Here is a 23,796-nt window from a genome sequence, read left to right on the forward strand (position 1 = left end):
TCTCGGTTGGCCGGGCGGCGGGGATCGCTGCGGCGGTGTGAGACCAGCCAATCAATCCCGGGTGGCGCCCGGAAGTGCCTGGGTGTCATCGCTGGCCGTGACAGGTGTCACGGTTGGGTGCGCCTGTCTCGTGGGAAAAAGTGAGATGAGAAGGACGGAATCCGGGATTCGGTCCTATTTTGCGAACTATCTCCCGATAAACGTGCGTCACAGGGCAGCTTTCCCGGATGTTGCCCGTCGCGTCGGCATCCATTCACACTCAGGGGGTGTGGAAGCAGCGGACTCCCACGTACGGTGGTTTCACCCGACCCGTGGAGCCACGCGGGCCAGCAGTTCACCGCCTCAGCAACGTTCATCTGACCGATACCGCACGTACTGCCTAAGGAGAACACGAACAATGCCTTACTTCACCACCTCAGACGGAACCGAGATCTACTACACCGAACAGGGCACCGGCCAGCCCGTGCTGCTCAGCCACGGCTGGCCGCTGTCGTCGGACGCCTGGCAGGTCGAGCTCAAGCTGCTGGCGGATGCCGGCTACCGCGCCATCGCGCACGACCGCCGCGGCCACGGGCGCTCGTCGAAGACCTACACGGGCAATGACATGGACACCTACGCCAAGGACCTTGCCGAGCTGGTCGAGTCGCTCGACCTCACCAACCTCGTGGTCGTCGGCCACTCCACCGGCGGCGGCGAGGTGGTGCGCTACGCCGCCCAGCACGGCAAGGGACGGGTGGCCAAGGTCATCACAGCCGGGGCCGTTCCGCCGCTGATGGTGAAGACCGACAGCAACCCAGAGGGCACTCCGATCGAGGCGTTCGACGGCATCCGTGCCGGGGTGCTCAAGGACCGCTCGCAGTTCTACCAGGACCTCAGCGAGGCGTTCTTCGGCGCCAACCGGGACGGGTCGAATGTGTCGCAAGGCGCGAAGGATGACTTCTGGCGCCAGGGGATGCTGGTGAACCTCGCCGCGGCGTTTGACTGCGTGAAGGCGTTCTCGGAGACCGACTTCACCGAGGACCTCAAGGCGCTGGATGTGCCGATCTTCATCGCGCACGGCGACGACGACCAGATCGTGCCGATCGCCGCGGCCGCGCTGAAGTCGGCTGAGCTGGTGAAGCACGGCACCCTGAAGATCTACGGGGGCGCCCCGCACGGTGTGTACGGCGACTACCAGGACGAGTTCGACGAGGACATGCTGGCGTTCATCGCGGAGTAGGCGTTCGGCCGGCTCGCCCCGTCGACCGAGACCGCTGGTCGAGCCTGTCGACACCCGGCGAGGCAGCCGCGTCCGCAGGTCGGCTCACGAGGTCTCCTAAGGAAGTGCGCTTCCGCCGACCACCCGGGCGCGAAGCGCCCCCACAGCTCGACAAGCTCGACCGACTAGGGGCTGGCTCGACCGGCTAGGGGCTGGCCCGGCCGCCGAGGCACGGAGCCGGGTTAGGCGCTCAGGCCCAGCTCCTCGAGGCGGTCGAGGATCTCGTCGGTGCCTCCGAAGACACTCCAGGCACCCGCGTCGGTGAGCAGATCACCGGCGATCCCGCCGGACAGCACTCCGAGCGAGCGCACCCGGGCGCGAGCCGCGGCCTCGATATCCCAGACCGAGTCGCCGATGAACAGTGCCTCGGCGGGCTCGACGCCAGCTCGCTCGAGGGCCAGCTTGACGATGTCGGGGTCGGGCTTGGCCACAGCCACGTCATCGGAGTTGGTGGTCGCGTGGATGGCCTCATCGGAATCGAGCAGATCGAGCAGGATGTTCAGCTCCTCCTCGGGCGCCGAGGCGGCGAGCACCACGATGACACCCCGCTTGGCCAGGGCCGACAGCAGCTCTCGTGCCTGCGGGAAGACGCGCAACCGGGGCGCGAGTTCCTGGTAATTCGCGGCGTGCAACTCCTTCGCCCGGCTCACCCAGTCGTCCGGCCGCTCCCCCACCAGCGACGACAGCAGTTGGCCGGCATCCTGGCCGATCGACCGGTGGATGCGCCACGCCTCGACGTCGGTGTCGAGCGTCTGGAAGGCGCGCTGCCAGGCATCGATGTGCAGGTAATTGGAGTCGACCAGGGTGCCGTCGATGTCGAAGAGCACTGCCTTCGCCGGGCTCATCGGGCACCGCCGTCGAGCAGCCGGGGCCGCAGCTCCTGCTCGAAGAAGTCGAAGAAGCCGTCTTGGTCGGGGCCGGCGTTCATGAGGGCGATGTGGTCGAAGCCGGCATCCGTGAACTGGCCGATCACCTCGAGGTGCCGCTCCACGTCCGGGCCGCAGGCGAACTGCTCACGTATGTCGTTCTCACGCACCGTGGCGGCTGCGGCCTCGAAGTTCACCGGGTTCGGCAGCTCGCTCATCACCTTCCAACCGCCCAGCGCCCACGAGTTGGTGGCGTGCGCGGCTTTCACAGCGGCGTCTTCGGTGGGCGCCCAGGCCAGCGGAGCCTCGGCGAAGAGCGGACCGGTGCCGCCGGCATCGCGGTAGCCGGTGACCAGGTCGGCCTTGGGCTCGGTGGCGAAGAGCCCGTCGCCGTGCTCGGCGGCGAGCGCCACGGACTTCGGGCCGCTGACCGCCACGGCCATGGTGGGCAGCACGTCAGGCAGGTCGAAGATGCGGGCGTCCTCGAGCTTGAGGTAGCGACCGTCGTAGTTCTGATAGCCGCCCTGCCAGAGCAGACGGATGATGTCCAGCGCTTCGTTGAAGGTGGCATGCCTCTCGTGGATGCCGGGGAAGCCGCGGCCCACGATGTGCTCGTTCAGGCGCTCGCCCGAGCCGACGCCGAGGGTGAAACGGCCGTCGGAGAGCAGCGCGAGAGTGGCCGCGGCCTGCGCGATGATCGCCGGGTGGTAGCGCACGCTGGGGCAGGTGACCCCGGTGGCGAGCTCCAGGGTGGTGGTCTTCGCGGCGATGGCGCTGAGCACGTTCCAGACGAAGGGCGAGTGGCCCTGGGCCTCGACCCAGGGGTGGAAGTGGTCGCTCATCTCCACAAAATCAAAGCCGGCCTGCTCGGCGCGTACGGCTTGGCGCACGAGTTCTTGGGGTCCGAATGCCTCGGCGATCAGCTTGTATCCGATTTTCATCCTTAAACGCTACGCAGCCGCACCGACAGGGGCAACCCCGTTGCGCAGAGCGCGGCGGGTGGGGTACGCGCAGCGGGTGCGCGTCGAACGATTATCAGGACAACGGTCGTTCTCTAGGACCAGATGTGCGATCCCGTCCCAGCAAACGCACTATTTCCCCCCACAGTGGCGCTCAGTCACCCCGCTCTGCCGTGCCCGCGGACTTGCGCGCGGACAACAACCCACTGGTAAGGTTAGGCAACCCTTACGGATGCGCCGGGCTGGACCCCTGCGCGCGGCGGAGGGGCGCGGCATCACAGCGCCGTCGGTCCACTCCCTGACCCCCTGCACCACGATCACGAGGAAAACCATGCCCCGCGCATCCGCATTTCTAGCCCTCACGGCCGCCGCCGTTCTCACCCTGGGACTCGCCGCCTGCTCGTCCCCTGCGGCCGACACCGACTCCGCCGCCGCATCCGGCGATTTCACCCCGATCACCATCGAGCACGCCTTCGGCGAGACCGTGATCGAGACCAAGCCCGAGCGCGTGGCCACCGTCAACTGGGCCAACCAAGAGGTGCCGCTGGCGCTCGGCGTCGTGCCCGTGGGCATGGCCGCCGCCACCTGGGGCGACGATGACGACGACGGAATGCTGCCCTGGGTGAAGGCCAAGCTCGACGAGCTCGACGCCGAGACCCCCGTGCTGTTCGACGAGACCGACGGCATCGACTTCGAAGCCGTGGCCGACACCAACCCCGACGTGATCCTCGCCGCCTACTCCGGCCTCACCCAGGAGGACTACGACACCCTCAGCGCCATCGCGCCGGTCGTGGCCTACCCGGAGAACGCCTGGGGCACCTCCTGGCGTGACATGATCTCGCAGAACGCCGCCGGCCTGGGCATGGTCGCCGAGGGCGACGACCTCATCGCCGAACTCGAGACCGAGATCGCCGACACCGCCGCGAAGTACCCGTCGCTCGAGGGCAAGACCGTCATGTTCCTCACCCACGTCGACGAGGCCGACCTCAGCGAGGTCAGCTTCTACACAACGCACGACACCCGCACGATGTTCTTCGACGACCTCGGCATGGTTAGCGCGCCGAGCATCGTCAAGGCCTCCGCCACCACCGACCTGTATTCGCTCACGCAGAGCGCCGAGCAGGCGGATGCGTTCAACGACGTCGACGTGATCGTCACCTACGGCGGCGCCGACCTGGTTGCCACCCTCGAGGGTGACCCGCTGCTCTCGCAGATCCCCGCGGTGGCCAACAAGTCCATCGTCAACCTCTCCGGCGACGGCCCCATGGGCACCGCCGCGAACCCCACCCCGCTGTCGATCTCGTACATCCTCGACGACTACGCGGCGCTGCTCGCCGCTGCGGCCGACAACGCGAAGTGACCCTTCTCTCCCCTGTTTCATCAGCCGCTTCGAGCGTCGCCCGTGTGCGACGCCCGAAGCGGCTGCGGTCGTTGTGGCTGCTCGCCGCGCTCGGCGTGCTCACCCTGCTGATGCTGGCATCGGTCACCATCGGCTCCCGCGAGGTCGGCTGGGGCGACATCTGGGCGGCACTCGGCGGGGCCAGGGATAGCTTCGACCGCGCCGCCGTCGCCACCCGCATCCCCCGCACCCTGCTGGCCGTCGTCGCCGGGGCCGCCCTGGGCATGTCGGGCGCGGTGATGCAGGGGGTGACCCGCAACCCGCTGGCTGACCCGGGCATCCTGGGCGTCAACGTGGGCGCGGCCCTCGCCGTCGTGAGCGGCATGGCTTATTTCGGGCTCAGCAGCGCCACCTCGATGATCTGGGTGGCCATCGTGGGCGCCGGCGCCACCGCCCTGTTCGTTTATACGATCGGCTCGCTCGGCCGCGGCGGCTCCACCCCGCTCAAGCTCGCGCTGGCCGGGGCGGCCACCTCCGCGGCGCTGGCCTCGTTCGTCACCGCCGTGGTGCTGCCCCGCAATGACATCGCCGGCAGCGTGCGCTCCTGGCAGATCGGCGGAGTCGGCGGGGCGACGATGGAGAACATCCGGGTCGTGGCGCCGTTCCTGATCGTGGGTTTCGTGCTCAGTTTCCTCTCCGCCCGGGCGCTCAACGCGCTGGCGCTCGGCGACGACCTCGCTGCCGGCCTGGGCGAACGGGTAGCCGTGGCGCGCGGCGCCGCGGCGATCGGCGCCGTCGTACTCTGTGGCGCGGTCACGGCCGTTGCCGGGCCGATCGGCTTCGTCGGGCTCGTCGTTCCGCACGCCTGCCGGCTGCTCGTGGGCGTCGACCACCGCTGGCTGCTGCCCTTCTCCGCCGTGCTCGGCGCGGCCCTGCTCACCGGCGCCGACGTGATCGGCCGCGTCATCGCCCGACCCGCGGAGATCGACGTGGGCATCCTCACCGCCCTCATCGGAGCCCCCGTGTTCATCTACATCGTGCGCCGCCGCAAGGTGCGTGAACTGTGATCACCTCGCACGGTCGACTGCCCGGTTCTGCAGCGGATGCCCGTTCCCTCGATCGACCGCGTCAGGCGGGTGCGTCGTGAGTACCGTCCTGTCCTCGGCCGGGCTGCCCGGGTCGACGGCGGAGGCCGTGGCCGAGAGCCGCGCGCGCCGCCGCATCCGTCGCCGCAGCGTGATCACCGTGCTCGCGCTGCTCATCGTGGCCGGCTACCTGGTGAGCCTCATGGTGGGGCAGACCAACTACTCCCCCGCCGATGTGCTCGGCGTGGTCTTCGGCCAGGACGTGCCCGGCGCGAGTTTCACCGTGGGCCGGCTGCGGCTGCCCCGCGCGACGCTGGCCGTACTCGCGGGGCTGTGCTTCGGTCTGGGTGGCGTGACCTTCCAGACGATGCTGCGCAACCCCCTGGCCAGCCCCGACATCATCGGCATCAGCTCCGGCGCCAGTGCCGCCGCCGCGTTCGCGATCATCGTGCTGGGCTACGGGTCCACCGCGGTCTCGATCATCGCCATCGTCTCGGGCCTCGTCGTGGCGCTGGCCATCTACGCGCTGGCGTACAAGGGCGGAGTGGCCGGCACCCGGCTCATCCTGATCGGCATCGGTGTGGCCGCGATGCTCGACAGCATGACCGCGTACGTGCTCTCCCAGGCCGCCGAGTGGGACCTGCAGGTGGCCATGCGCTGGCTCACCGGCAGCCTGAACGGCAGCACCTGGACCCAGACCCTGCCCGTGCTTGTGGCCCTGCTGGTGCTCACGCCGGTGCTGCTCGGGCAGTCCCGCAACCTGTCGATGAGCCAGCTCGGCGACGACACCGCATCCGCCCTCGGGGTTCGCGTGGAACGCTCCCGGATGATCATGATCATCGCCGCCGTGGGGCTCATCGCGTTCGCCACCGCCGCGGCCGGGCCGATCGCGTTCGTCGCGTTCCTGGCCGGGCCCATCGCATCCCGCATCGTGGGCCCCGGCGTCTCGCTGCTTGTGCCGGCGGCGCTCGTGGGTGCGATGCTCGTGCTGGTGGGCGACTTCGCCGGCCAGTACGCGTTCGGCACCCGGTTCCCGGTGGGCGTCGTCACCGGCGTGCTCGGGGCGCCGTACCTGCTTTACCTCATCATCCGCACCAACCGCGCCGGAGGCTCCCTGTGACACTCACTCATACCCTTGTGGTGGAGAACCTCACCCTCGGCTACGGCGACCGTACCGTCATCGACGGCCTCGACCTCGTCGTGCCGGCCGGGCGCATCACCGCGATCGTGGGCGCCAACGCCTGCGGCAAGTCCACGCTGCTGCGCTCGATGTCGCGGCTGCTGCCACCCCGGGCCGGGCAGGTGCTGCTCGACGGCAAGCAGGTGCACCGGATGCCCGCCAAGGAGCTGGCCCGCACGCTGGGGTTGCTGCCGCAATCGCCGATCGCGCCCGAGGGCATCACGGTGGCCGACCTGGTGGGCCGTGGACGCAACCCGCACCAGCGGATGTTCTCCCGTTGGAGCGCTGCGGACGACGAGGCCGTGGCGGCGGCACTCGACGCCACCTCCACCGCGGCGCTGGCGGACCGGGCCGTGGACGAGCTCTCCGGCGGGCAACGCCAGCGGGTGTGGATCGCGATGGCGCTGGCCCAGCAGACCGACCTGCTGCTGCTCGACGAACCCACCACGTTCCTCGACGTGAGCCACCAGATCGAGGTGCTCGACCTGCTCACCGACCTCAACCGGGCCCGCGGCACCACCATCGTGATGGTGTTGCACGACCTCAACCTCGCCGCCCGGTACGCCGACCACTTGATCGCCCTGGCGGATGGCCGCGTGCACGCGGTCGGCACCCCGCACGAGGTTCTCACGGAGGAGACCGTGCAGGCGGTGTTCGGTCTCTCGAGCAAGGTGCTCGAGGACCCTACCTCCGGCCGCCCGATGATGCTGCCCATCGGCCGCCACAACGTGGTCACGCCGGTCTAGCGGCGCGCGGGGTCTCGACAGGCTCGACCAACGTGTTGGTGGCGTTGCCCAGACTGGCTCGCGGCGGTGCTGGGCTGGCCGGTGCACCCCCTGTGGCTGAATGCGCCAGCTATAGGTGGCGCATCCAGCCATACGAGGTGCAGCGAAGCGCGGCGGATGCTCACCGCGCCACCTCTCGGCAATAGCGCCCGCTATAGGGGGCGCATCCAGCCACACGAGGTGCAGCGACGCATCCGTCGTTTTCGGGTGGTACGGTGTTCGAGGCCCAGGCAGGGCCACGACACACTTCGATCGAAGGCGGGTGAGCGGCCATGGCTGGTGATAGTCCGCGCTCCATCTCCCCTGCGGGTGTCGTCTTCGTCCTGTCTCTCTGACTTCGTCGGGAGCGGCCCGCGCTGAGATGGTGCGCCTCCTGAACCTCCCTGTGTGGGGTGGCCTCCCGTCTGTCGTCGAGTCCTGACGCGCGGTTCCTCCCCCGGCTTGCTTGCGCGCTCTCGTCGACCGACCGACGGAGTACGACCATGGCACTCATCGACAACGGCATCTATGTGACCGGGCGACGCACCGCGAGCCCGCACAGCCTCGACGAGACCTACGCGCAGTTACACGCGCATGCCGGCATGGCGTGGATCGGCCTGTACCGACCCGATGCGAGCGAGATCCGCAGCGTTGCCGACGAGTTTTCCCTGCATCCGCTGGCCGTGGAGGATGCGCTCAAGGGCCACCAGCGGGCCAAGCTCGAGCGCTTCGGTGAGACGTTGTTCGTGGTGTTGCGTCCGGCCTGGTATCTCGACGCGGAGGAGACCGTGGAGTTCGGCGAGGTGCACGTGTTCATCGGGCCGGGCTTCGTGGTGACCGTGCGGCACGCCGAGAACCCCGACCTGGCGAATGTGCGCCGGCGGATGGAGTCGAACCCGGCGCTGCTGGCCCGTGGACCCGAAGCCGTGCTGCACGCCGTGCTCGACGAGGTGGTGGATGGCTACGGGCCGGTGATCGCGGGCCTGGAGAACGACATCGACGAGATCGAGGATCAGCTCTTCGGCGGCGAACCGAACGTGTCGCGGCGCATCTACCAGCTGCTCAGCGAGGTGATCGCGTTCCAGCGGGCCACGGGGCCGCTTCGCGGCATGCTCGAGGGCCTGCTGCGCGGCTCGGACAAATACCGGGTGGACGAGGAACTGCAGCGGTCGTTCCGCGACGTGCTCGACCACGTGCTGCGTGTGGGTGAGCGGGCGGACTCGTTCCGGGTACTGCTGGAGAACGCGCTGACCGTGCACTCCACCCTGGTGACCCAGCAGCAGAACGACGAGATGCGCCGGCTCTCGGAGGCGAGCCTGGCCCAGAACGAGGAGACCCGGAGGCTCTCCGAGGTGGGTCTGGAGCAGAACGAGGAGGTGAAGAAGATCTCCGCGTGGGCGGCGATCCTGTTCGCTCCCACCCTGGTGGGCACGATCTACGGGATGAACTTCGACACCATGCCCGAGTTGCACTGGCAGTTCGGCTACCCGCTGGCCGTCGCCGCGATGGTGCTGATGGGGTTCGGGCTCTGGGGCATCTTCAAGCAGCGCCGCTGGCTTTAACCCTCCAGGCATCGCTGACCGGGCGGCCGCTGACGGATGCGCGCGCGATGGAGTCCGCCCCGGTTCGGCCTCAGACCGGGCTGACCAGCTGGATCAGGTTGCCGCAGGTGTCGTCGAACACCGCGGTGGTCACCGGGCCCATCTCCGTCGGCGGCTGGGTGAAGCGCACTCCGAGCGCCAGCATCCGTTCGTATTCGGCGGCGACGTCATCGACGGTGAACTGGGTGAACGGGATGCCGTCGGCCACCAGCGCTTCGGTGAACGGCTTCACGGCGGGGTGGCCGTTGGGTTCGAGCAGCAGCTCGGTGCCGTCGGGGTTCTCCGGCGACACCACCGTGAGCCAGCGGTCAGCCCCCAGGGGGATGTCGTGCTTCGTGGTGAATCCGAGCACCTCGGTGTAGAACTGTTGCGCCTTCGCCTGATCGTCGACGAACACGCTGGCCATCTGAATCCTCATGTCGTTCCCTCTTCCTGTTCAGGCCTCACTGGGGCTAAGTGGTGCACTGGTGCACGCGCGGTTCCACTCTGACGGATGCCGGTCCGACTCGGCAAGGCCGCTCGACCCGGCGCTCGGGGCCTGAGCCAGCCGCACGGCCCGCACAGTAGCCTGGGCACCATGACCGTTGAGAACAGCGCACCGGAGGCGACCTCCGCGCCCCGCTACTCCGGCAAGGCGGTCCTCGCGTTTCCGGTCGGACTGGTCGCGGTGTTCCTGCCGGCGCCGTTCAATATGCTCCTCGGCGGTATCGCGGTGCTCATCGCCGGGGCCGCACGGCGGGAGCTGCGGCAAGACGAGACCCTGCGCGGCACGGCGTTCTCGCTGCTGGGCGTGCTGCTCGGCGCGGGCGTGCTTCTCGTGCAGGTCGCCCCTCTGGTGTTGGCGTACGGGATTCTCGCGCTGAGCAACCTGGTTCCCTGAGCCGGCACCCGCCGCTTCAGCCCGACCGCTACCCTCGAGAGGGGGTCGGGTGTCGGTGCCCGAGCACACGGGGGTGGGACGGATGCCGGTGACCGAGCACAGCACAACGACGTTCCGCACCCGGGCGCTCACGGAGCGGGTCACCCGCCGCGCCGTGCGCCGGTGGTACCGTCCGTTCGCCGAGCAGCATCCCTCGGTGCGGAGCCCGCTCACTCCGGCCCGCCGGGTGGCCGCCTTCGTCGGTGGTGGCGCCGCGGTCATCGGCCTGCTCGCCCTGGGCACGGGCGTGGCGCAAGAGGTCGACGCGGGCAGGCCGGACATGGTCGGGCAGCTGCTGGGCATCTCGGTCATCGGCGGCCTGCTGCTGATCGCGGGCATCGTGCTGGCCTGGTTCTACGTCCGCACGACCGCCCGCCGGGGCACCCCGACGAGGCACTATCGGCTGGCTCGGTTCGCGGCCCAGAACGTCCTGACCTATCGGCCCGGACCGGTCTCCGGTGCACACATCACCCCGTGGGCCGACCGCGGGTCCCTCTCGCTCACCCGCGTGATGCGCACGGCGTCACGGCGCCCGCTCGAGTTCGCGAATTACGAGCTGCGCACCAGCCCGGCCGGCAGCCGGAACACGCAGTTCGGTGGTTTCTGCGCTGTGCGACTGAGCACATCCCTGCCGCACATCATTCTGCAGGCGCGGGGTGGCGCCCTATTCTCAGCGGCGACACTGCCCGCCAGTAGCCAGCGCCTCTCGCTGGAGGGCAACTTCGACGACTACTTCACGCTGTACTGCCCCACCGAGTACGAGCGGGATGCGCTGTACCTCTTCACCCCCGACGTGATGGCCCGCCTCATCGACCGGGTGCGTGGCTTCGACGTGGAGATCATCGACGACTGGCTGTTCTTCGTCACCAGCCGCGACGTGGTCACCCTCAATCCGGCGACCTGGCAGGGGTTGGCGGACGCGACATCCGCGCTCAGCGACAAGATCGGCCGGTGGGAGCGTTGGCGGGACGACCGACTGCCGGAGGTTGCGCCCGACTCGACCGTGGGCGCGGATGCCGGCGCACAAGCTGGCGCGGTGGGCGCGGATGCGGGCGCACAGGCTGGCGCGGTGGGCGCGGATGCCGGCGCGCAGGCTGGCGCGGTGGGCGCGAGCTCGACCGTGGGCGCGACTACCGAGGCGCCGATTGGTATCGCTGGCACGGGCTTGGCCGTGGGCGCTGGGGCGCCCGCTGGTGTGACTGCCGCGACGGCCACGGTCGCCAAGCCCGGTCGTCGTTTGCGGATGTCCCTGGGCGCGCGGGCACTGATCTGGGCGGTGCCCGTTGTGGTGCTGCTGGTTCTCGTTGTGCTGGCCAATCTGCTCTAGGCACCGCCTAGCTCAGGCGCCGGACCGCCGGATTATCAGGACTTCGGTCGAAAAATAGGACGCAATTCGCGAGTGCGTCCCATTAATCTCACTTTCTCCCAGGAACCGGACTCGGTTTCGCCCCGGACGGGGTTCTGGTGCGGGCCCGGGCGCGCCGCTAGCCTCGGCGGGTGTCGACCACGCCCCCTGCGCAGACCGCTGCCGAGCACCTGCCGCTGGTCTTTCACGGGCCACCCGGCTGGCCCACGCCCACCCTCGAGTGGGTGAACACCCACCTGGGCTGGCAACCGCCGCCGGGCTGGGTGCCCGTACCCGGCTGCCCGCACTCACCGCCGCGCTGGATCTTCTGGAGCCGCAACGATGTGGCCTGGGGGCGGATGGCGCGCCCCTACCTCCGCCGCGCCCGCTTCAACGCACAGGCCGGCGTGGTGCTCTGCGTGCTCTTGGGCTGGTTCACCGCTGTCGGGCTTGCCGGTGGGAGCACTCCGCTCTGGCCCGTCCTGCTCCACCTGGCCGGCCTGATCACCGTGGGTATCAAGACCTGGCAGGCCCACGCCCGGGTGCGGCAGATCGAGGCCGACCTGCTCATGGGTGTGCGGGAGGCGGCCGAACAGCTCAAGGCCGAGTCGGATCGGGCGCACTACGCGCGGTACCTGCGTTCGGCCGGAGACGCCGGATGACGCGGCTACCGATGTCCCCGACCGCCGCCTCGGCCGTGCTCAACGTGGGTCTCGCGGCGACGCGGCACGAGGTGGACCGGGCCTTTCGGGCGCGGGCGCGCCTCTGTCACCCGGACCGCTTCGTTGGGTCCTCGGCAGCCGAGCAGGCGGCCGCGAGCACCGAGTTCATCCGGGCCTGCGACGCCCGGGACGTGCTGCACAACCGGATGCGCGCCGCCGCCGTGGAGGAAGCGCGACGGACCGCCGGCTCGGGGCGCCATGCCGGCAGCAGCACGACGTCGCCAGGAGCGACACCGCCGGGCACGACACGTCCCCACTCATCGGGAGCGACCTCGTCGGGAGCAACACCGCCAGGAGCGACACCGCCGGGCACGACACGTCCCCACTCATCGGGAGCGACCTCGTCGGGAGCAACACCACCGGGAGCGACGCCGCCCGGAGCGACCCGGCCGTCACAGGCCGGCGCGCGCCCGCGATCTGGCCCGGCGACCCCACCGCCGCTCACCTTCGCCGACTTCGTTCGGGCTCGGGATGCCGCGTCTTGGGCGTACCTGAACCCGGCCCGCCCGCCCCGGGGCTGGCCGGCCCCACCCCAGTCCGGCCCGAAACAGGGTGGCCGGGCAGACGGCGGCCGTGCGCAGAGCACTCAGCCGCCCAGCCCTCGATCGCAGCCGGCCGGAGCACAGAACGGCTGGCCCAGCGGGCCGCGGGACTGGGCTCCCCCGGCTCCGCCCGGAGCCACCGGCGCACCCTGGCGCCCCGCGCCCCGGCGTTCCCGCTCGCCGTGGCTCGTGTTCTTCCTTCTGGTGGGGGTGCTCGGGGTAGGAGCGTACCTGGCGATGCTGCTGAGCAACCAGCTCTCCCCCGGCATCACCCAGGCGCTGGCCCCGCCGGCGGTGGAGAGCGCTGTCGGCACCGACCTGCTACTGGAGGCATCCGTGCTGCCGGTGGTAGACGATGCGACCCTGATGGCAAACTGCACCTCGGAATTCGGCTGTTGGGTCTGGTCGGTCACGACCCGGGCGGACTGCCCCGTCGCGACCGTCACCGTGGGCTTCTCCGACACCCCCGACGGCGTGGCCACCCGCACGACCACCAGGCAAGTGGCAGCACAAGGGGAGGTCCCGTTCCTGATCGTGGAGGAAGGCGTCAGCACGGCGGCGGAGTTCGCGGGCATTCAGACCATCACCTGCTGACCAGCCCCGCCCCGCACTGGGGTGAGCGCCCGGCGCCCGCGGCGGCCACTCTGGAGGGTGGGCAGACGCCCGATCGGGGGATCAGGTGGGCGAGCATCCGGGATACGTGGCTCCGGCCGGTTGGTATGTCGACCCCGGCGACGACGGCCAGCTGCGCTGGTGGAGCGGCCTGGACTGGACCGACCACTGCGCGCCCATGGTCGAGCACCGACCCGAGCCCGACCCCCGGCCATCCGTCGACGCCGACCCGGACCGCCCGCTGACCCGGCGCGAGCGTCGCCAGCTGGACGAACAAGCGGATGCCACGCGGGCGCTGCCGCCGCCGGTGCCGCGGATCGCGCCGATCACCAGCTACGGCTGGGACCGGGAGTCGGACCCGACGGAGGACCGGTTCGGGTACCGCCTGCCCGTGCAGCCGTCCGATCGGGAAATGCCCGCCGACCGTTACCTGGACATCCCCAGCCGCTGGAGCAGCGCATCCGTCTGGCTGATCGCCTTCATGCCCTGGATCTCGGTGCTCTCCGCATTCGCGGCGCTCATGCTGGCGGCGGTGTCGCCGGCCGCCTGGTGGTGGCAGCTGGGCGCCGTGTTACTGCCGTTCCTGCTCACCCTGGCGGCGGCTCAACGGGACGTGCTGCGGCTGCGCATCTGGCGGCATCGCATCGTCGCGCACTGGGCCTGGTCGCTGCTCGGCGCGCCGGCGTACCTCATCGCCCGCACCGTGGTCTTGCGACGGAATGCCGGGCTCGGGTCCGCCCCGCTGTGGGTGTGGCTGGTGAACCTGCTGCTCGCGTCGGGCGCCGTGGTGTTGGTGCTGACGCTCGTGGGGCTTCGCTACCGGGTCTCCTGAGGAACCGCCGACATCCGGCTCGGCGCGTGGGGTCAACGCAGCGCGAAACTGAGCGGCGCGGGACTAAACACTGAGCGCGACTCACTGCTACGTTCAACGAACATGTCGGCGCGCACCCAGCCACTCTTGCCGACAGTCGAGCACGATAAGGACACACTCGAATGGTCGCAGTCGCCCACATCGGCACGGCACACAGAATCCGCCAGGCCGGACCGACCGCCCACGGACTCAGCCTGTGGCGCCGGCCCGCCGGCATCCTGCAGGGCACCCGCTGGCTATTCACCTGGCTGGGGCTGCTGTCGCTGGCGTTCAGCGTGCCGGCGCTGCTGCCCATGGTCACCGTGAGCCCGCTGGCGTTGTTGCTGGCGGCCACATCCGTTCTGGCGTTGGTGGGGTCCTGGGTCTACGGGTTCCTTCGGCAGCAGGTTCCGTTCGCGCTCGAGGTGGTCGACGCCGTCGCGCTCACCGCGTTCGCGTTGGCCGGGCCGGTGCCCTCGGCGGCGGCCCCGCTCATCTTCGCTGCCGCGTGGCTGCGTACCCTCTACGGGTCACCGTGGCGGTCGGTGGCCCGCGGCGTGCTGTACTCCGCGGCGGTGCTGGCCGTCACGGCGCTCTGGCCGACGTTGTCCGCCCACGCCACCCTGCCCGACTGGACCAGGCAGGGCGGCACCCTCTCGATCATGCTGCTGATCATCCTGGTGTCCGGGCAGCTGCGCAGCGGTCTGCAGGCTCATGACTGGGCCATCGAACGCGACAAGGCACTCACCGAGACCGGCGCCCGGCTGCTCGGCATCACCGATGCCGCCCAGATCCGCGCCCTGGCCTGGGCCACCGCCACCGAGCTCGGCCAATGCACCCCGGGGCTCCGCGTGCTCAAGGTCGTGAGCACCGGCGACGCGCTGCAGGTGGAGACCCTCACGGGCGACTTCGCCACTCCGCCATCGACTTTGCCGGCCGCAGTGCTGCGGACCACCGGCTCCGATCAAGCCGTGCAGATCGTGCGCCCCGGCCCGCTCAACGACGCCGTCGGAGCCGCCCTGATCTGGGAGGGCGTGCCGCTGACCGAGCAGGACCAGGACGCATGGCTACTCGTGGGCGCGCCCAAACGCATTCCCGAGGGCACCATCACCTCGGTGCGCAGCCTGGTGAACCAGGTGAACCTCGCTTTGCGCAACAGCCAGTCGCACCACCAGCTCACCGCGCAGGCGCTGCGGGATACCCTGACCGGGCTGGACAACCGGCTCTCGTTCACGAACCAGTTGGGCGTGCAGCTCGCCCGCCACAACGCATCCGGCGGCCTGCACGTTCTGTTTCTCGACCTCGACGACTTCAAGGACGTCAACGACCAGCTGGGACATCGGGCCGGCGACGCCGTGCTCACCGAGGTGGCCGAACGGTTGCGGCACTGCACTCGGCCGGAGGACATCTGCGCCCGGCTCGGCGGCGATGAGTTCGCGGTAGTGCTCACCGGCACCACGGATGCCGCAGCCGCCGCGATCGCGCAGCGCATGGTGGACTCGCTTGCGGCACCGATCGTCGTGAACGGGCGCCCCTGCCGGGTGGGCGCCAGCGTGGGTGTGGCCACCGCCACCCCCGACATCGACCTGGACGAGTTCGTCCACCAGGCCGACGTGGCGATGTATGCCGCGAAGGCGAACGGCAAGGGCCAGGTGCAGCTGTACCAGCCGGGCCTGCTGCAGAACGAGTCGACGCTGGTGTCGTTCGAACGCCAGCTGGGCCGGGCGGCCGGCGGCGGCGAGCTCGTGGTGCACTATCAGCCGATTGTGTCGCTCACCGATCTGCACTGCATCGGCGCCGAGGCGCTCGTGCGCTGGCAGCACCCGGAGCGCGGGCTGTTGCGGCCGGCGGAGTTCATTGGGCTGGCGGAGTCCACCGGCGCGATCCTCGGAGTGGGCGCGTTCGTGCTGCGGCGCGCCTGCACGGATGCGGTGACCTGGCCGGAGTCCCGGCCGGGCGTGCCCATGACGGTGCAGGTGAACGTCTCGGCGCGGGAGCTGGAGTCCGACCACTTCGTGGAGTCGGTGCTCTGGTGCCTCGCCGACAGTGGGCTGCCCGCCGAGCGGTTGGTGCTCGAGCTCACCGAGACGGTGGTGCTGGAATCGATCGCGGCCGTGGAGCGGCTGCGGACCCTCGTCACGCACGGTGTCCAGATCGCCATCGACGATTTCGGCACCGGATACTCGTCGCTGGCAACGCTGCGGTCGCTGCCGATCACCGTGGTCAAGCTCGATACGAGCTTCGTGGCCGGGGCGCTGAGCAACCCGGTGGACCACACCGTGGTGGAGGCGATCGTGCAGATGACCGCGAAGCTGGGCATCAGCACCATCGCCGAAGGTGTGGAGCGGCTTGACCAGCAGGAGCTGCTCGCGCGGATCGGCACGGATGCGGCTCAGGGGCACCTCTACTGCCGGGCGGTGCCGTTGCCCGAGCTGCGGGACTGGCTGGCCCACATGGACCGGGGCCACCTGCGCTAGGCGCACCGTTCAGCGGGGACGTTCGCTGAGCGCACCGCTACTGCCGCTGGTCGAGCATGTCGAGACCCCGAGAGCCGACTTGTGAACACACCTCACCAGGTTTCGACAAGCTCAACCAGCGAAACAGGGCGCCAAGTTTCGACAAGCTCAACCAGCGAGACAGGGTGCCTGGTTTCGACAAGCTCAACCAGCGAGACTCAGGCCAATCCTGCGTCTCAACCATCTCGTCGGTCGAGCCTGTCGAGACCCCGCAAGCCGCCGGTTATCGCGCCACATCGGCTCGACGAACGTGATCAGCTAGTCGGACGGGAGCACCTCGTAGGTGGACTGCATGAATCCGGCGCCGAGTTCCCGGCTGTCCACGTGGCGGAGCGGCACGTCCGCATCCAGCGGGCCAAACAGCGGGATGCCCGACCCGAGCAGTACGGGCGCCCTGGTGATGGTGATCTCGCGGATCAGGCCGGCGCGGAGGAAGCTCTGGATGGTGCGGCCGCCGTCGACATACACCCGGCGGAGCCCCTCATCCTGCAGGGTCGAGATCACCTCGGCGAGGGTGGCGTGCACGGTCGTGTCGGGCTCCTGCTGGGCATCGAGCTGGCGCAGCAGGGTGCGGCTGAGCACGAGCACACGTTTGCCGGCGTAGGGCCACTCGGGAAAACCGCGCACGGTGTCGAAGGTAGCGCGGCCCACCACCATGGCGTCGATCCCGGCGAAGAACTCGTCATAGCCGGTCTCGCCGAGGGCATCTCCGGCCGCGGTGAGCCAATCCACATCCCCGTTCTCGCGGGCGATGAAACCGTCGAGGCTGGTGCCGATGAAGACGCAGCCGATCACGGGCGCGTCGGGGCTGGAGGACTCGGTGTTGCTCATGCCAGCACGGTAGCAGCGGCCGCCGACATGGTCGAGAGGTTCGGCTCGGGGCCGGGGCGTGCCATGAACGCCCGGCGGGGAACCGCACGCGGTGCCGTAGGGATGCCGACGAGGGCGGATGGTTCTCCTGTCGTTCCGAGACGACCGGCCGACCGCCAGCCCGCCCGGCCGCAGGCCTGATCTTGCGGGAAGGAGACCCACCATGGAGGGCGACTCTGGCGACCGTTGAGTTTCGGAACCGTCATCACGCCGTCCGGAGCCGACCCGGCCGGCACGGTGGCGCTGGCCGTGGCCGTGGCCTTGGCCTTGGCCTTGGCCGTGGCCTTAGCCGTGGCCGTGGCCTTGGCCTTGGCCGTGGCCGTGGCCTTCGCCGTAGCCGTAGCCGTGGCCACTGAGCGGGCCGGGCGCGCCCTCGTCACGTCTCAGGGCCATCCCTACCGACCCCGTTTTCTTGACGCCTGAACCCCGCTGACCGGGGTCGCCGCCCACACCACACGCGTGCAGTTGACCAAGGATGTGCACAATCTGCCGCTCCGGCCACCCGCGGTGCTCACCCGGACAGCCGCATCTCTCGACCTGCTCACCGGCGGTCGGCTTGCTCTGGGGCTGGGCACGGGAAGGTGCTGGGACGCCATCGTGGCCATGGGCGCCGACGGGCTGGCACCGCTGGCGCTCGACGACGGCATCGACACGTTCCTCGTCGCTACCGACGACTCGAGCGCCATCGCCCGCCTCGGTGAAACCGTGGCACCGGCCACTCGCGCGCTCGTGGACGCGGCCCGTCTCTGAGCGGCACACAGCGGCCACTCCGGCCGTCAGCGTCGACTTCCGCTCGACCGAGGCTCGACGATGGGGCCTGGAACCCGGGAGCGCGGGGAGCTCGACCCGGGTGCCGCGCGCGTCAGCCGTCCCGGTCGGGGTCTGCCGCCCTCGAGCGCAACACATTCGTAACCCAGAGCGGTGTCTGACGGGCCCCTGCACACGATACGGTGTGGCTATGGGACGCAAGATCGGCCTGTCGGACCTCGGCAGCGTGAGACCGATCTTCGGCATGGGCGACGAGCGCGACAATCCGCTCCTCGAGCCGGCCCCGGTCGAGCCCACCCGGGAGCAGGTCATTCTGCGGCGTCGCCTCACCCTGGCCGCGGCCGCCGTTATGATCCTGGTCACCGGGCTCGTGGTGACCTACGCGACCGTCGGTTTCGCGGGTGATCTGGTCGGCGACGCGCTCTACGCGGTGCTGATTTTCCTGATCGTGTCGTTCATCTTTGTTCGGATGAACAGCTGGCGGGTGGCCGTCATCGCGATCCTGATCTGCACGGGCATCGAGCTGTTCCAGCTCACCGGCCTGCCCGTGGAGATCGCCGCCGTGTTTCCCCCGGCGCGTTTTGTGCTCGGCACCGCTTTCGACCCCGTCGACCTGGTTGCATACATCATCGGGGTTCTCGTGGCGGCCGGCGTGACCACCTGGCGCCGGCTGGACTGAGTCAGCCGCCCAGCATCGCTTGCTCGATCAGCAGGGCCGCGGTCACCGCGCCGCCGCACAACCCCAGCGATGCCACGATCGACCAGCTCACCCGGCGGATGCGCGCGCGCCGCACCTGGCCGTCGAGCGCGGCAAACCGGGCCATGACGTCCTCGGGCGCGGGGCTCGGGTGCTCCCGCCACGTGGCAGGGCTGTCCAGGATCACGACAGCCTCGGCGATCTCGTCATCGCTGAGCACCGGCTGCAGCTTGAGCAGCCACCGGCGAAGCACCCGGGCGTCAAGCACCTTCACCTGCACGGGCCTGTCACGGAAGGTGATCTGCTTGGGGTCCACCAGTGCGATGACGGGTTGCACGGGCGCGAGCAACGGCATCCGTTCACGTAGCACGGTGGTGACCCGCTCGGCCTCGTGTTCGGCGGCGGGCAGGTAGGCCTTCTTGTGGCCGGAGACCATCACGGTGCGCGCGCCCACCCAGATGTGCTTGCCGCAGTGATGTTTGGTGTTGATGGTGAAAATGCCGCCGGGGCCCACCAGGATGTGGTCGATGTCGGTGTCGTTCTTGCCGATCGGCACGGCGTGGAAGGCGGTCCAGTCGGGCGGCAGGGCGGCGAGCACCTTGCCCACGGTGATCTCGCCCTGCGCGCCCAGGTACCAGCTCACGCTCTCGGGGCACAGCGGCGACTTGCCGAAAAGCCGGGCCACCGGGGTGCGCGGCGGCACCGCGCCCTGGCGAGACAGAAGGTGTTCGATGACCAGCTGAGCTGCGATGCGGTTGCGCATGGCGGGGGGATGCAGGGTCACTAGTCTCCTTCGGGCGTGCCCGGACACGGCTGCGCCCGGGAGTATCGCGTGGACGGGGCGGTCGTGCAGGGACTGCCTCCACAGTGTGCGCCGCTTCGGGGCGTGCAAACCATCCGGGGAGCAGTGCGGGCGTAGCGCCCACCGCGTTCGGTGGTCTGAGGTTAGCGAGAGCGAAGGCCCTGGCGGCACCCCCACTTTGGGTGTGCTCGCACACCGGATGGCCGTGGTCGCGGCGTGGGCGCGGCAATCCCGCGCCGCGACGCACGACTGTTGCCCGATCGGACATTTGGTCCCGGTGCGCCGGGTGCAGATGTCCGTTTTAGGACCGGTTACACCGGGCCGGATGAGCGGCTCGGCAGGACTGGCAGGAGGGCGAACCTCAGTCCGGGCGCGGGGCACCGGGCATCCGCGCGCCCGGTCGTGAGCTGCGCGGGTGCGGCGCCGCTTCGCCCCCGGCGCGCCACCCGCACAGCGGCGCTCGGCCCGCGAATCACCCCGCCGGACCGCTCGCGCGCTGGGCGCCGGGCGGGGACCGCTCAGGCGGCCAGGTGGAAGGTGCTCGCGAAGCGTGTGAGCAGGGCGCGGCGGCCGCGCAGCACCTCGACCACGCCGGTTTCGATCGCGCGTTCCGGGTCCAGCTCCCCCAAGATGAGCCGACGGATGCCCGGCCCGGCCGCGAAGGCGAGGTCGACGGGGACGCCCCCGCGTGTCACGTCGAGGGTGGCGCCCCCGCGTGTCACGTCGAGGGTGGCGCCCCCGCGTGTCGCGTCGAGGCTCGCGTCCCCGCGCGTGATGTCGAGGGTGGCGCCGTCGACCCGGATCAGTAGCTTGGCTTCCCCGAATCGGGCCGCGTAGGCGGTGGCCGGCAAGGTCTCCGCCACGTGCGCCCGAAACGCGGTGCGCAGGTCCATCGTCATCGAGTCGGGCGTGATGACCTGCTCGGCGCGCGGATCGCCCAGGGCCTTGAAGCCCCAGGCCCCCAGCGCGAGCACCACCGGCTCGAGCTCGCGGCCGTAGGGGGTGAGTTCGTAGACGATCACACGTGAGTGCGGCACCCGGCGGATGATTCCTGCCGCCTGCAGTTCCTTCAGCCGGGCCGCCAGAACATTGCTCGGGATCCGGGCGAGTCCCGCGGCGAGTTCGCCGTACCGGCGCGGACCGACGAGCAGGTCCCGCACGATGAGCAGCGCCCAGCGCTCACCCACGAGCTCAAGTCCTCGCGTGACACCGCCGTACTGACCGTAGTCGCGTGCAGCCATGGACCTCAGTCCTGCGCAGTCGGCTGCTGGGCCGCGAAAGCTTCGGGGCCCTGTGCGGCGGCCACCGGATCCATCCAACCGAACTCGAGGAGGTTGCCATCGGGATCGGTGAGCTGGCGCTGGTACATGAAGCCGTAGTCCGAGGCCGGCTGGGGTTCGGAGCCACCGGCGGCGATCCCGTCGGTGACGGACTTGTCCACCGCCTCGCGGCTGTCCAGGAAGATCGCGGTCGACGCCGTAGGGTGCACAGCCGGGTCGCCGATGGGCAGCTCGGTGAAAGTCTGGAAGTACTCGCGCACCAGGATCATGAAGTAACTGTGGTCCTCTTCGACGACGACGCACGCCGCATTGTGGTCCGAGAAGGCCGGGTTGATGGTGAAGCCGATAGCCGTGTAGAACGCCTTCGCGCGCTCCAGGTCGGTCACGGGCAGGTTGACGAACATTGAGGGCATGATGAGCTCCTTCGTGGGTGTCCCGGTGGGGTGTCCGTTGCTGCCAGCGATACTTGCAAAAAGCAAGTGACCTGTCAAGGGTCCGCGTCAGGACGCGGGACGTTAGTGCATGACGCCCGCCGGCGCATCCGCCACGATCGCCACACCGTGCCCGCGCAGTCGCCGGCTATCGGCGGCGAGCGCGGCGAGCAACCGGTCGTTGGTGCCACGGATGTGGTCGGTCAGCAACCCGGCGGCGGTGTCGGCATCGCGGGACTCCAGCGCGTCGAGCACCGCGCGGTGCTCCCGCCACGCCTGCTCGCGGGCGGCCGGGGTGCGCACCTCGAGCCACCGGGTGCGGGCCAGCCGGGTCATGGCATTGCGTACGGCGTCGACCATGACGGGGTTGCCGGAGAGCCGGCTGAGCTCCACGTGGAAGTCGCCGCCGGCGCGCACGCCCTCCTCCGCGTCTCCGTGATTGCTCACCCGCACACCCTCCTCGGCGTCGCCGTCCCCGCCGGCCGGCGCATCCCCCACGTCGACGCTCTCGGCCCGCACGGGACGCGCGGCATCAAGCACCGCGGCCAGAACGGCGATGTCATCGTCGGATGCCCGCACGACTGCCAGACGCACGGCGGCGGCCTCCACGGCTTCGCGAAGTTCGGCCAACGCGCCGATCTCGGCGAGGTCGATGGGCGAGACGATCCAGCCGCGGCCGTCGCGCTGCACCAGCCCTTCGGCGTCGAGCCGGCCCAGGGCGGCGCGCACGGGCGTGCGGGACGCGTCGAAGCTGGCCTCCAGGCCGCGCTCGGTGAGCCGCTCCCCCGGCGCGAGCTGCAGCGACAGAATGGCCGCCCGCAACCGGTCGTACAGCTGCACGGTCTGCGAACTGGCCCCGATCGACGTCATCATCATTCCCTTCCTCGACCCCCGTCCCCTCCCGCGAACTGTGACTTAAGCACCGGAAATCCCGAGATTTGGGGGCTTTACTCACGGTTCGCGGATGGGGTGGGCTTGCGCTGGTGGCACCCGGGAGCGTGCGCATCGATTTGGTATACCACCATGGTGTACCAGAAGATTAGCAGGAACCCCGAGGAGCCGCCATGACCGCCAGCCCGACCACCGACACGCAAACCGTCAGCGCTCGCGCCTGGGTCGTGCTCGCTCTCGGGGTGGCAGCGCAGACCGCCGGCACGGTCTTCGTGAGCGCCCCGGCGTTCCTCATCCCGCTGCTGCACACCGAGCGCGGCCTCACCCTGGCCCAGGCCGGGTTGCTCGCCGCGATCCCCACCTTCGGCATGGTGCTCACTCTCATCCTCTGGGGCGCCCTGGCCGACCGCATCGGCGAGAAGTGGGTGATCGCCGGCGGGCTGCTGCTCACGGCGCTCGCGGCCGGCGGCGCCATTGTGTCCGAGGGCTATGTCGCGCTGGGTGTGTTCCTCTTGTTGGGTGGCATGGCGTCAGCGAGCACCAACTCCGCTAGCGGACGCATCGTGGTGGGTTGGTTCCCCAAGCACAAGCGCGGGCTCGCCATGGGCATCCGCCAGATGTCGCAGCCACTCGGTGTCACGGTCGCCGCCGTCACCATCCCGGTGATCGCCGCGGCCTCCGGGGTGGGCGCCGCGCTGGTCGTGCCGTTCGCGCTCACCGCGGTACTGGCTCTCGCCTGCGCCATCGGCCTGGCCAACCCGCCCCGCGTCGCCCAGCCGGTGGGCGCCCCGGTCGCGCCGGCGCGCAACCCGTACCGCACCAGCGGTTTCCTCTGGCGCATTCACGCGGCATCCGTTCTGCTGGTGGTGCCGCAGTTCACCATCTCGACCTTCGGGCTGGTCTGGCTGGTGAGCGATCAGGGCTGGGATGCGCTGGCCGCCGGCGTGCTCGTGGGCGCCGCGCAGTTCGTAGGCGCGATCGGGCGCATCGTAATCGGTGTGGTCAGCGACCGGGTGGGAAGCCGGGTGCGGCCGCTGCGCTGGGTGGCGGTGAGCGTGGCGAGCGTGCTGCTCGTGCTGGCCGCGGTGGATGCCGCGCACTGGGGAGCCGCCGCCGTGGTGTTCGTGCTCGCGACCACGGTGACCGTCGCGCCGAACGGCCTGGCGTTCACCTCGGTGGCTGAGATGGCCGGGCCTGGCTGGTCGGGCAAGGCCCTCGGAGTGCAGAACACCGGCCAGTTCATCGCGGCATCCCTGGTGGGTCCGCTCATGGGTGCCCTGATCGGCGTGGTCGGCTACCCGCTCACCTTTGCGGTCGCAGCGATCTTCCCGGCGCTGGCGGTGCCGGTCGTGCCCCGCGCCCACGCCGAGCACGACCACCTCTAGAGCGGCGGATGTGGCGGCGCGCGGCGGCCGCAGCCGGCCGGATACGCGTTGCCAGCGCGGCGGCAGCATCCACAAGTTGCCGGAAAGCGCCCCGTCAGCGCCCGCGAGGGGCAC

The 23,796-nt window shown here is 70.0% G+C and carries 24 protein-coding genes; 16 read left to right on the forward strand and 8 right to left on the reverse strand.

What is annotated here, in order from left to right; all coding sequences use genetic code 11:
• Positions 1 to 397: 397 nt before the first annotated feature.
• Positions 398 to 1,219 carry an alpha/beta fold hydrolase gene (locus KY500_RS11030; protein WP_219900616.1) on the forward strand — a complete coding sequence of 274 codons (822 nt, stop codon included), beginning with the start codon at positions 398 to 400 and terminating at the stop codon, positions 1,217 to 1,219.
• Between the two features lie 221 nt (positions 1,220 to 1,440).
• Here the strand turns inward: KY500_RS11030 and KY500_RS11035 are convergent, their stop codons facing one another.
• Together KY500_RS11035 and KY500_RS11040 are read right to left on the reverse strand one after the other, a co-directional pair.
• Positions 1,441 to 2,103: an HAD family hydrolase gene (locus KY500_RS11035; protein ID WP_219900617.1), complete on the reverse strand. Its 663-nt coding sequence runs from the start codon at positions 2,101 to 2,103 to the stop codon at positions 1,441 to 1,443.
• Entirely contained in the window at positions 2,100 to 3,065 is a 966-nt protein-coding gene (locus tag KY500_RS11040) for a TIGR03557 family F420-dependent LLM class oxidoreductase (protein ID WP_219900618.1), read from the reverse strand. Before KY500_RS11040 ends, KY500_RS11035 begins: the two co-directional genes overlap by 4 nt.
• Positions 3,066 to 3,414: 349 nt before the next feature.
• Here KY500_RS11040 and KY500_RS11045 point away from each other — a divergent pair, with 349 nt between their 5' ends.
• The 5 genes from KY500_RS11045 (at position 3,415) to KY500_RS11065 (ending at position 9,013) form a co-directional block, all read left to right on the forward strand.
• Entirely contained in the window at positions 3,415 to 4,443 is a 1,029-nt protein-coding gene (locus KY500_RS11045) for an iron-siderophore ABC transporter substrate-binding protein (RefSeq protein ID WP_219900619.1), read from the forward strand.
• Positions 4,440 to 5,489, forward strand: a complete 1,050-nt coding sequence (locus KY500_RS11050) for a FecCD family ABC transporter permease (RefSeq protein ID WP_370626797.1) — start codon at positions 4,440 to 4,442, stop codon at positions 5,487 to 5,489. The genes KY500_RS11045 and KY500_RS11050 overlap by 4 nt, the downstream gene beginning before the upstream one ends.
• A gap of 76 nt (positions 5,490 to 5,565) precedes the next feature.
• The gene (locus KY500_RS11055) at positions 5,566 to 6,627 is read left to right on the forward strand and encodes a FecCD family ABC transporter permease (protein ID WP_370626798.1); all 1,062 of its coding nucleotides are present in this window, start codon (positions 5,566 to 5,568) and stop codon (positions 6,625 to 6,627) included.
• Positions 6,624 to 7,433, forward strand: a complete 810-nt coding sequence (locus KY500_RS11060) for an ABC transporter ATP-binding protein (RefSeq protein WP_219900620.1) — start codon at positions 6,624 to 6,626, stop codon at positions 7,431 to 7,433. Before KY500_RS11055 ends, KY500_RS11060 begins: the two co-directional genes overlap by 4 nt.
• A gap of 521 nt (positions 7,434 to 7,954) precedes the next feature.
• Positions 7,955 to 9,013, forward strand: coding sequence for a magnesium and cobalt transport protein CorA (locus tag KY500_RS11065; protein WP_219900621.1), 1,059 nt, complete (start codon positions 7,955 to 7,957; stop codon positions 9,011 to 9,013).
• Positions 9,014 to 9,083: 70 nt separating this feature from the next.
• Here the strand turns inward: KY500_RS11065 and KY500_RS11070 are convergent, their stop codons facing one another.
• Positions 9,084 to 9,470, reverse strand: coding sequence for a VOC family protein (locus KY500_RS11070; RefSeq protein ID WP_219900622.1), 387 nt, complete (start codon positions 9,468 to 9,470; stop codon positions 9,084 to 9,086).
• 159 nt (positions 9,471 to 9,629) lie between these two features.
• Between KY500_RS11070 and KY500_RS11075 the strand changes: the two genes are divergently transcribed.
• From KY500_RS11075 to KY500_RS11100, 6 genes are all read left to right on the forward strand, one after another.
• On the forward strand, positions 9,630 to 9,932 hold the full coding sequence (locus KY500_RS11075) for a hypothetical protein (protein ID WP_219900623.1): 303 nt from the start codon (positions 9,630 to 9,632) through the stop codon (positions 9,930 to 9,932).
• Between the two features lie 88 nt (positions 9,933 to 10,020).
• Positions 10,021 to 11,298, forward strand: coding sequence for a hypothetical protein (locus KY500_RS11080; RefSeq protein ID WP_219900624.1), 1,278 nt, complete (start codon positions 10,021 to 10,023; stop codon positions 11,296 to 11,298).
• A gap of 170 nt (positions 11,299 to 11,468) precedes the next feature.
• Positions 11,469 to 11,978 carry a hypothetical protein gene (locus KY500_RS11085; RefSeq protein WP_219900625.1) on the forward strand — a complete coding sequence of 170 codons (510 nt, stop codon included), beginning with the start codon at positions 11,469 to 11,471 and terminating at the stop codon, positions 11,976 to 11,978.
• Between the two features lie 791 nt (positions 11,979 to 12,769).
• On the forward strand, positions 12,770 to 13,174 hold the full coding sequence (locus KY500_RS11090; protein ID WP_219900626.1) for a hypothetical protein: 405 nt from the start codon (positions 12,770 to 12,772) through the stop codon (positions 13,172 to 13,174).
• A gap of 85 nt (positions 13,175 to 13,259) precedes the next feature.
• Positions 13,260 to 14,024 (forward strand): DUF2510 domain-containing protein, encoded by a 765-nt coding sequence (locus KY500_RS11095; RefSeq protein ID WP_219900627.1) that lies wholly within the window; start codon positions 13,260 to 13,262, stop codon positions 14,022 to 14,024.
• Between the two features lie 161 nt (positions 14,025 to 14,185).
• Positions 14,186 to 16,519 carry a bifunctional diguanylate cyclase/phosphodiesterase gene (locus tag KY500_RS11100; RefSeq protein ID WP_219900628.1) on the forward strand — a complete coding sequence of 778 codons (2,334 nt, stop codon included), beginning with the start codon at positions 14,186 to 14,188 and terminating at the stop codon, positions 16,517 to 16,519.
• Between the two features lie 297 nt (positions 16,520 to 16,816).
• On the opposite strand, the gene KY500_RS11105 is transcribed toward KY500_RS11100, so the two are convergent.
• Entirely contained in the window at positions 16,817 to 17,389 is a 573-nt protein-coding gene (locus KY500_RS11105) for a dihydrofolate reductase family protein (RefSeq protein ID WP_219900629.1), read from the reverse strand.
• A gap of 225 nt (positions 17,390 to 17,614) precedes the next feature.
• On the opposite strand from KY500_RS11105, the gene KY500_RS19315 reads away from it, so the two are divergent.
• The 3 genes from KY500_RS19315 (at position 17,615) to KY500_RS11115 (ending at position 18,875) form a co-directional block, all read left to right on the forward strand.
• Entirely contained in the window at positions 17,615 to 17,851 is a 237-nt protein-coding gene (locus tag KY500_RS19315) for a hypothetical protein (RefSeq protein ID WP_255579201.1), read from the forward strand.
• Positions 17,852 to 17,857: 6 nt separating this feature from the next.
• A complete protein-coding gene (locus KY500_RS11110; protein ID WP_255579937.1) occupies positions 17,858 to 18,178 on the forward strand; it encodes an LLM class flavin-dependent oxidoreductase in 321 nt (106 codons plus the stop codon).
• 208 nt (positions 18,179 to 18,386) lie between these two features.
• On the forward strand, positions 18,387 to 18,875 hold the full coding sequence (locus KY500_RS11115) for a DUF2809 domain-containing protein (RefSeq protein ID WP_219900630.1): 489 nt from the start codon (positions 18,387 to 18,389) through the stop codon (positions 18,873 to 18,875).
• Between the two features lies 1 nt (position 18,876).
• On the opposite strand, the gene KY500_RS11120 is transcribed toward KY500_RS11115, so the two are convergent.
• The 4 genes from KY500_RS11120 to KY500_RS11135 form a co-directional block, all read right to left on the reverse strand.
• The gene (locus tag KY500_RS11120) at positions 18,877 to 19,677 is read right to left on the reverse strand and encodes a nuclease-related domain-containing protein (protein WP_219900631.1); all 801 of its coding nucleotides are present in this window, start codon (positions 19,675 to 19,677) and stop codon (positions 18,877 to 18,879) included.
• 536 nt (positions 19,678 to 20,213) lie between these two features.
• Positions 20,214 to 20,936, reverse strand: coding sequence for a helix-turn-helix domain-containing protein (locus KY500_RS11125; protein ID WP_219900632.1), 723 nt, complete (start codon positions 20,934 to 20,936; stop codon positions 20,214 to 20,216).
• Between the two features lie 5 nt (positions 20,937 to 20,941).
• Positions 20,942 to 21,388 (reverse strand): VOC family protein, encoded by a 447-nt coding sequence (locus tag KY500_RS11130; RefSeq protein WP_219900633.1) that lies wholly within the window; start codon positions 21,386 to 21,388, stop codon positions 20,942 to 20,944.
• A gap of 102 nt (positions 21,389 to 21,490) precedes the next feature.
• Positions 21,491 to 22,282, reverse strand: a complete 792-nt coding sequence (locus KY500_RS11135) for a GntR family transcriptional regulator (protein WP_255579203.1) — start codon at positions 22,280 to 22,282, stop codon at positions 21,491 to 21,493.
• A 188-nt stretch (positions 22,283 to 22,470) separates the two neighbouring features.
• On the opposite strand from KY500_RS11135, the gene KY500_RS11140 reads away from it, so the two are divergent.
• Entirely contained in the window at positions 22,471 to 23,682 is a 1,212-nt protein-coding gene (locus tag KY500_RS11140; protein WP_219900634.1) for an MFS transporter, read from the forward strand.
• Positions 23,683 to 23,796 lie beyond the last annotated feature (114 nt).

The organism is Cryobacterium sp. PAMC25264 (assembly GCF_019443325.1).
Classification (GTDB): domain Bacteria; phylum Actinomycetota; class Actinomycetes; order Actinomycetales; family Microbacteriaceae; genus Cryobacterium.

Coding starts and splice junctions, on each gene's coding strand:
- KY500_RS11030 (WP_219900616.1), top strand. CDS start 398: ATGCCTTACTTCACCACCTCAGACGGAACCGAGATCTACTACACCGAA.
- KY500_RS11035 (WP_219900617.1), bottom strand. CDS start 2,103: ATGAGCCCGGCGAAGGCAGTGCTCTTCGACATCGACGGCACCCTGGTC.
- KY500_RS11040 (WP_219900618.1), bottom strand. CDS start 3,065: ATGAAAATCGGATACAAGCTGATCGCCGAGGCATTCGGACCCCAAGAA.
- KY500_RS11045 (WP_219900619.1), top strand. CDS start 3,415: ATGCCCCGCGCATCCGCATTTCTAGCCCTCACGGCCGCCGCCGTTCTC.
- KY500_RS11065 (WP_219900621.1), top strand. CDS start 7,955: ATGGCACTCATCGACAACGGCATCTATGTGACCGGGCGACGCACCGCG.
- KY500_RS11070 (WP_219900622.1), bottom strand. CDS start 9,470: ATGAGGATTCAGATGGCCAGCGTGTTCGTCGACGATCAGGCGAAGGCG.
- KY500_RS11075 (WP_219900623.1), top strand. CDS start 9,630: ATGACCGTTGAGAACAGCGCACCGGAGGCGACCTCCGCGCCCCGCTAC.
- KY500_RS11100 (WP_219900628.1), top strand. CDS start 14,186: ATGGTCGCAGTCGCCCACATCGGCACGGCACACAGAATCCGCCAGGCC.
- KY500_RS11105 (WP_219900629.1), bottom strand. CDS start 17,389: ATGAGCAACACCGAGTCCTCCAGCCCCGACGCGCCCGTGATCGGCTGC.
- KY500_RS11115 (WP_219900630.1), top strand. CDS start 18,387: ATGGGACGCAAGATCGGCCTGTCGGACCTCGGCAGCGTGAGACCGATC.
- KY500_RS11125 (WP_219900632.1), bottom strand. CDS start 20,936: ATGGCTGCACGCGACTACGGTCAGTACGGCGGTGTCACGCGAGGACTT.
- KY500_RS11130 (WP_219900633.1), bottom strand. CDS start 21,388: ATGCCCTCAATGTTCGTCAACCTGCCCGTGACCGACCTGGAGCGCGCG.
- KY500_RS11135 (WP_255579203.1), bottom strand. CDS start 22,282: ATGATGATGACGTCGATCGGGGCCAGTTCGCAGACCGTGCAGCTGTAC.
- KY500_RS11140 (WP_219900634.1), top strand. CDS start 22,471: ATGACCGCCAGCCCGACCACCGACACGCAAACCGTCAGCGCTCGCGCC.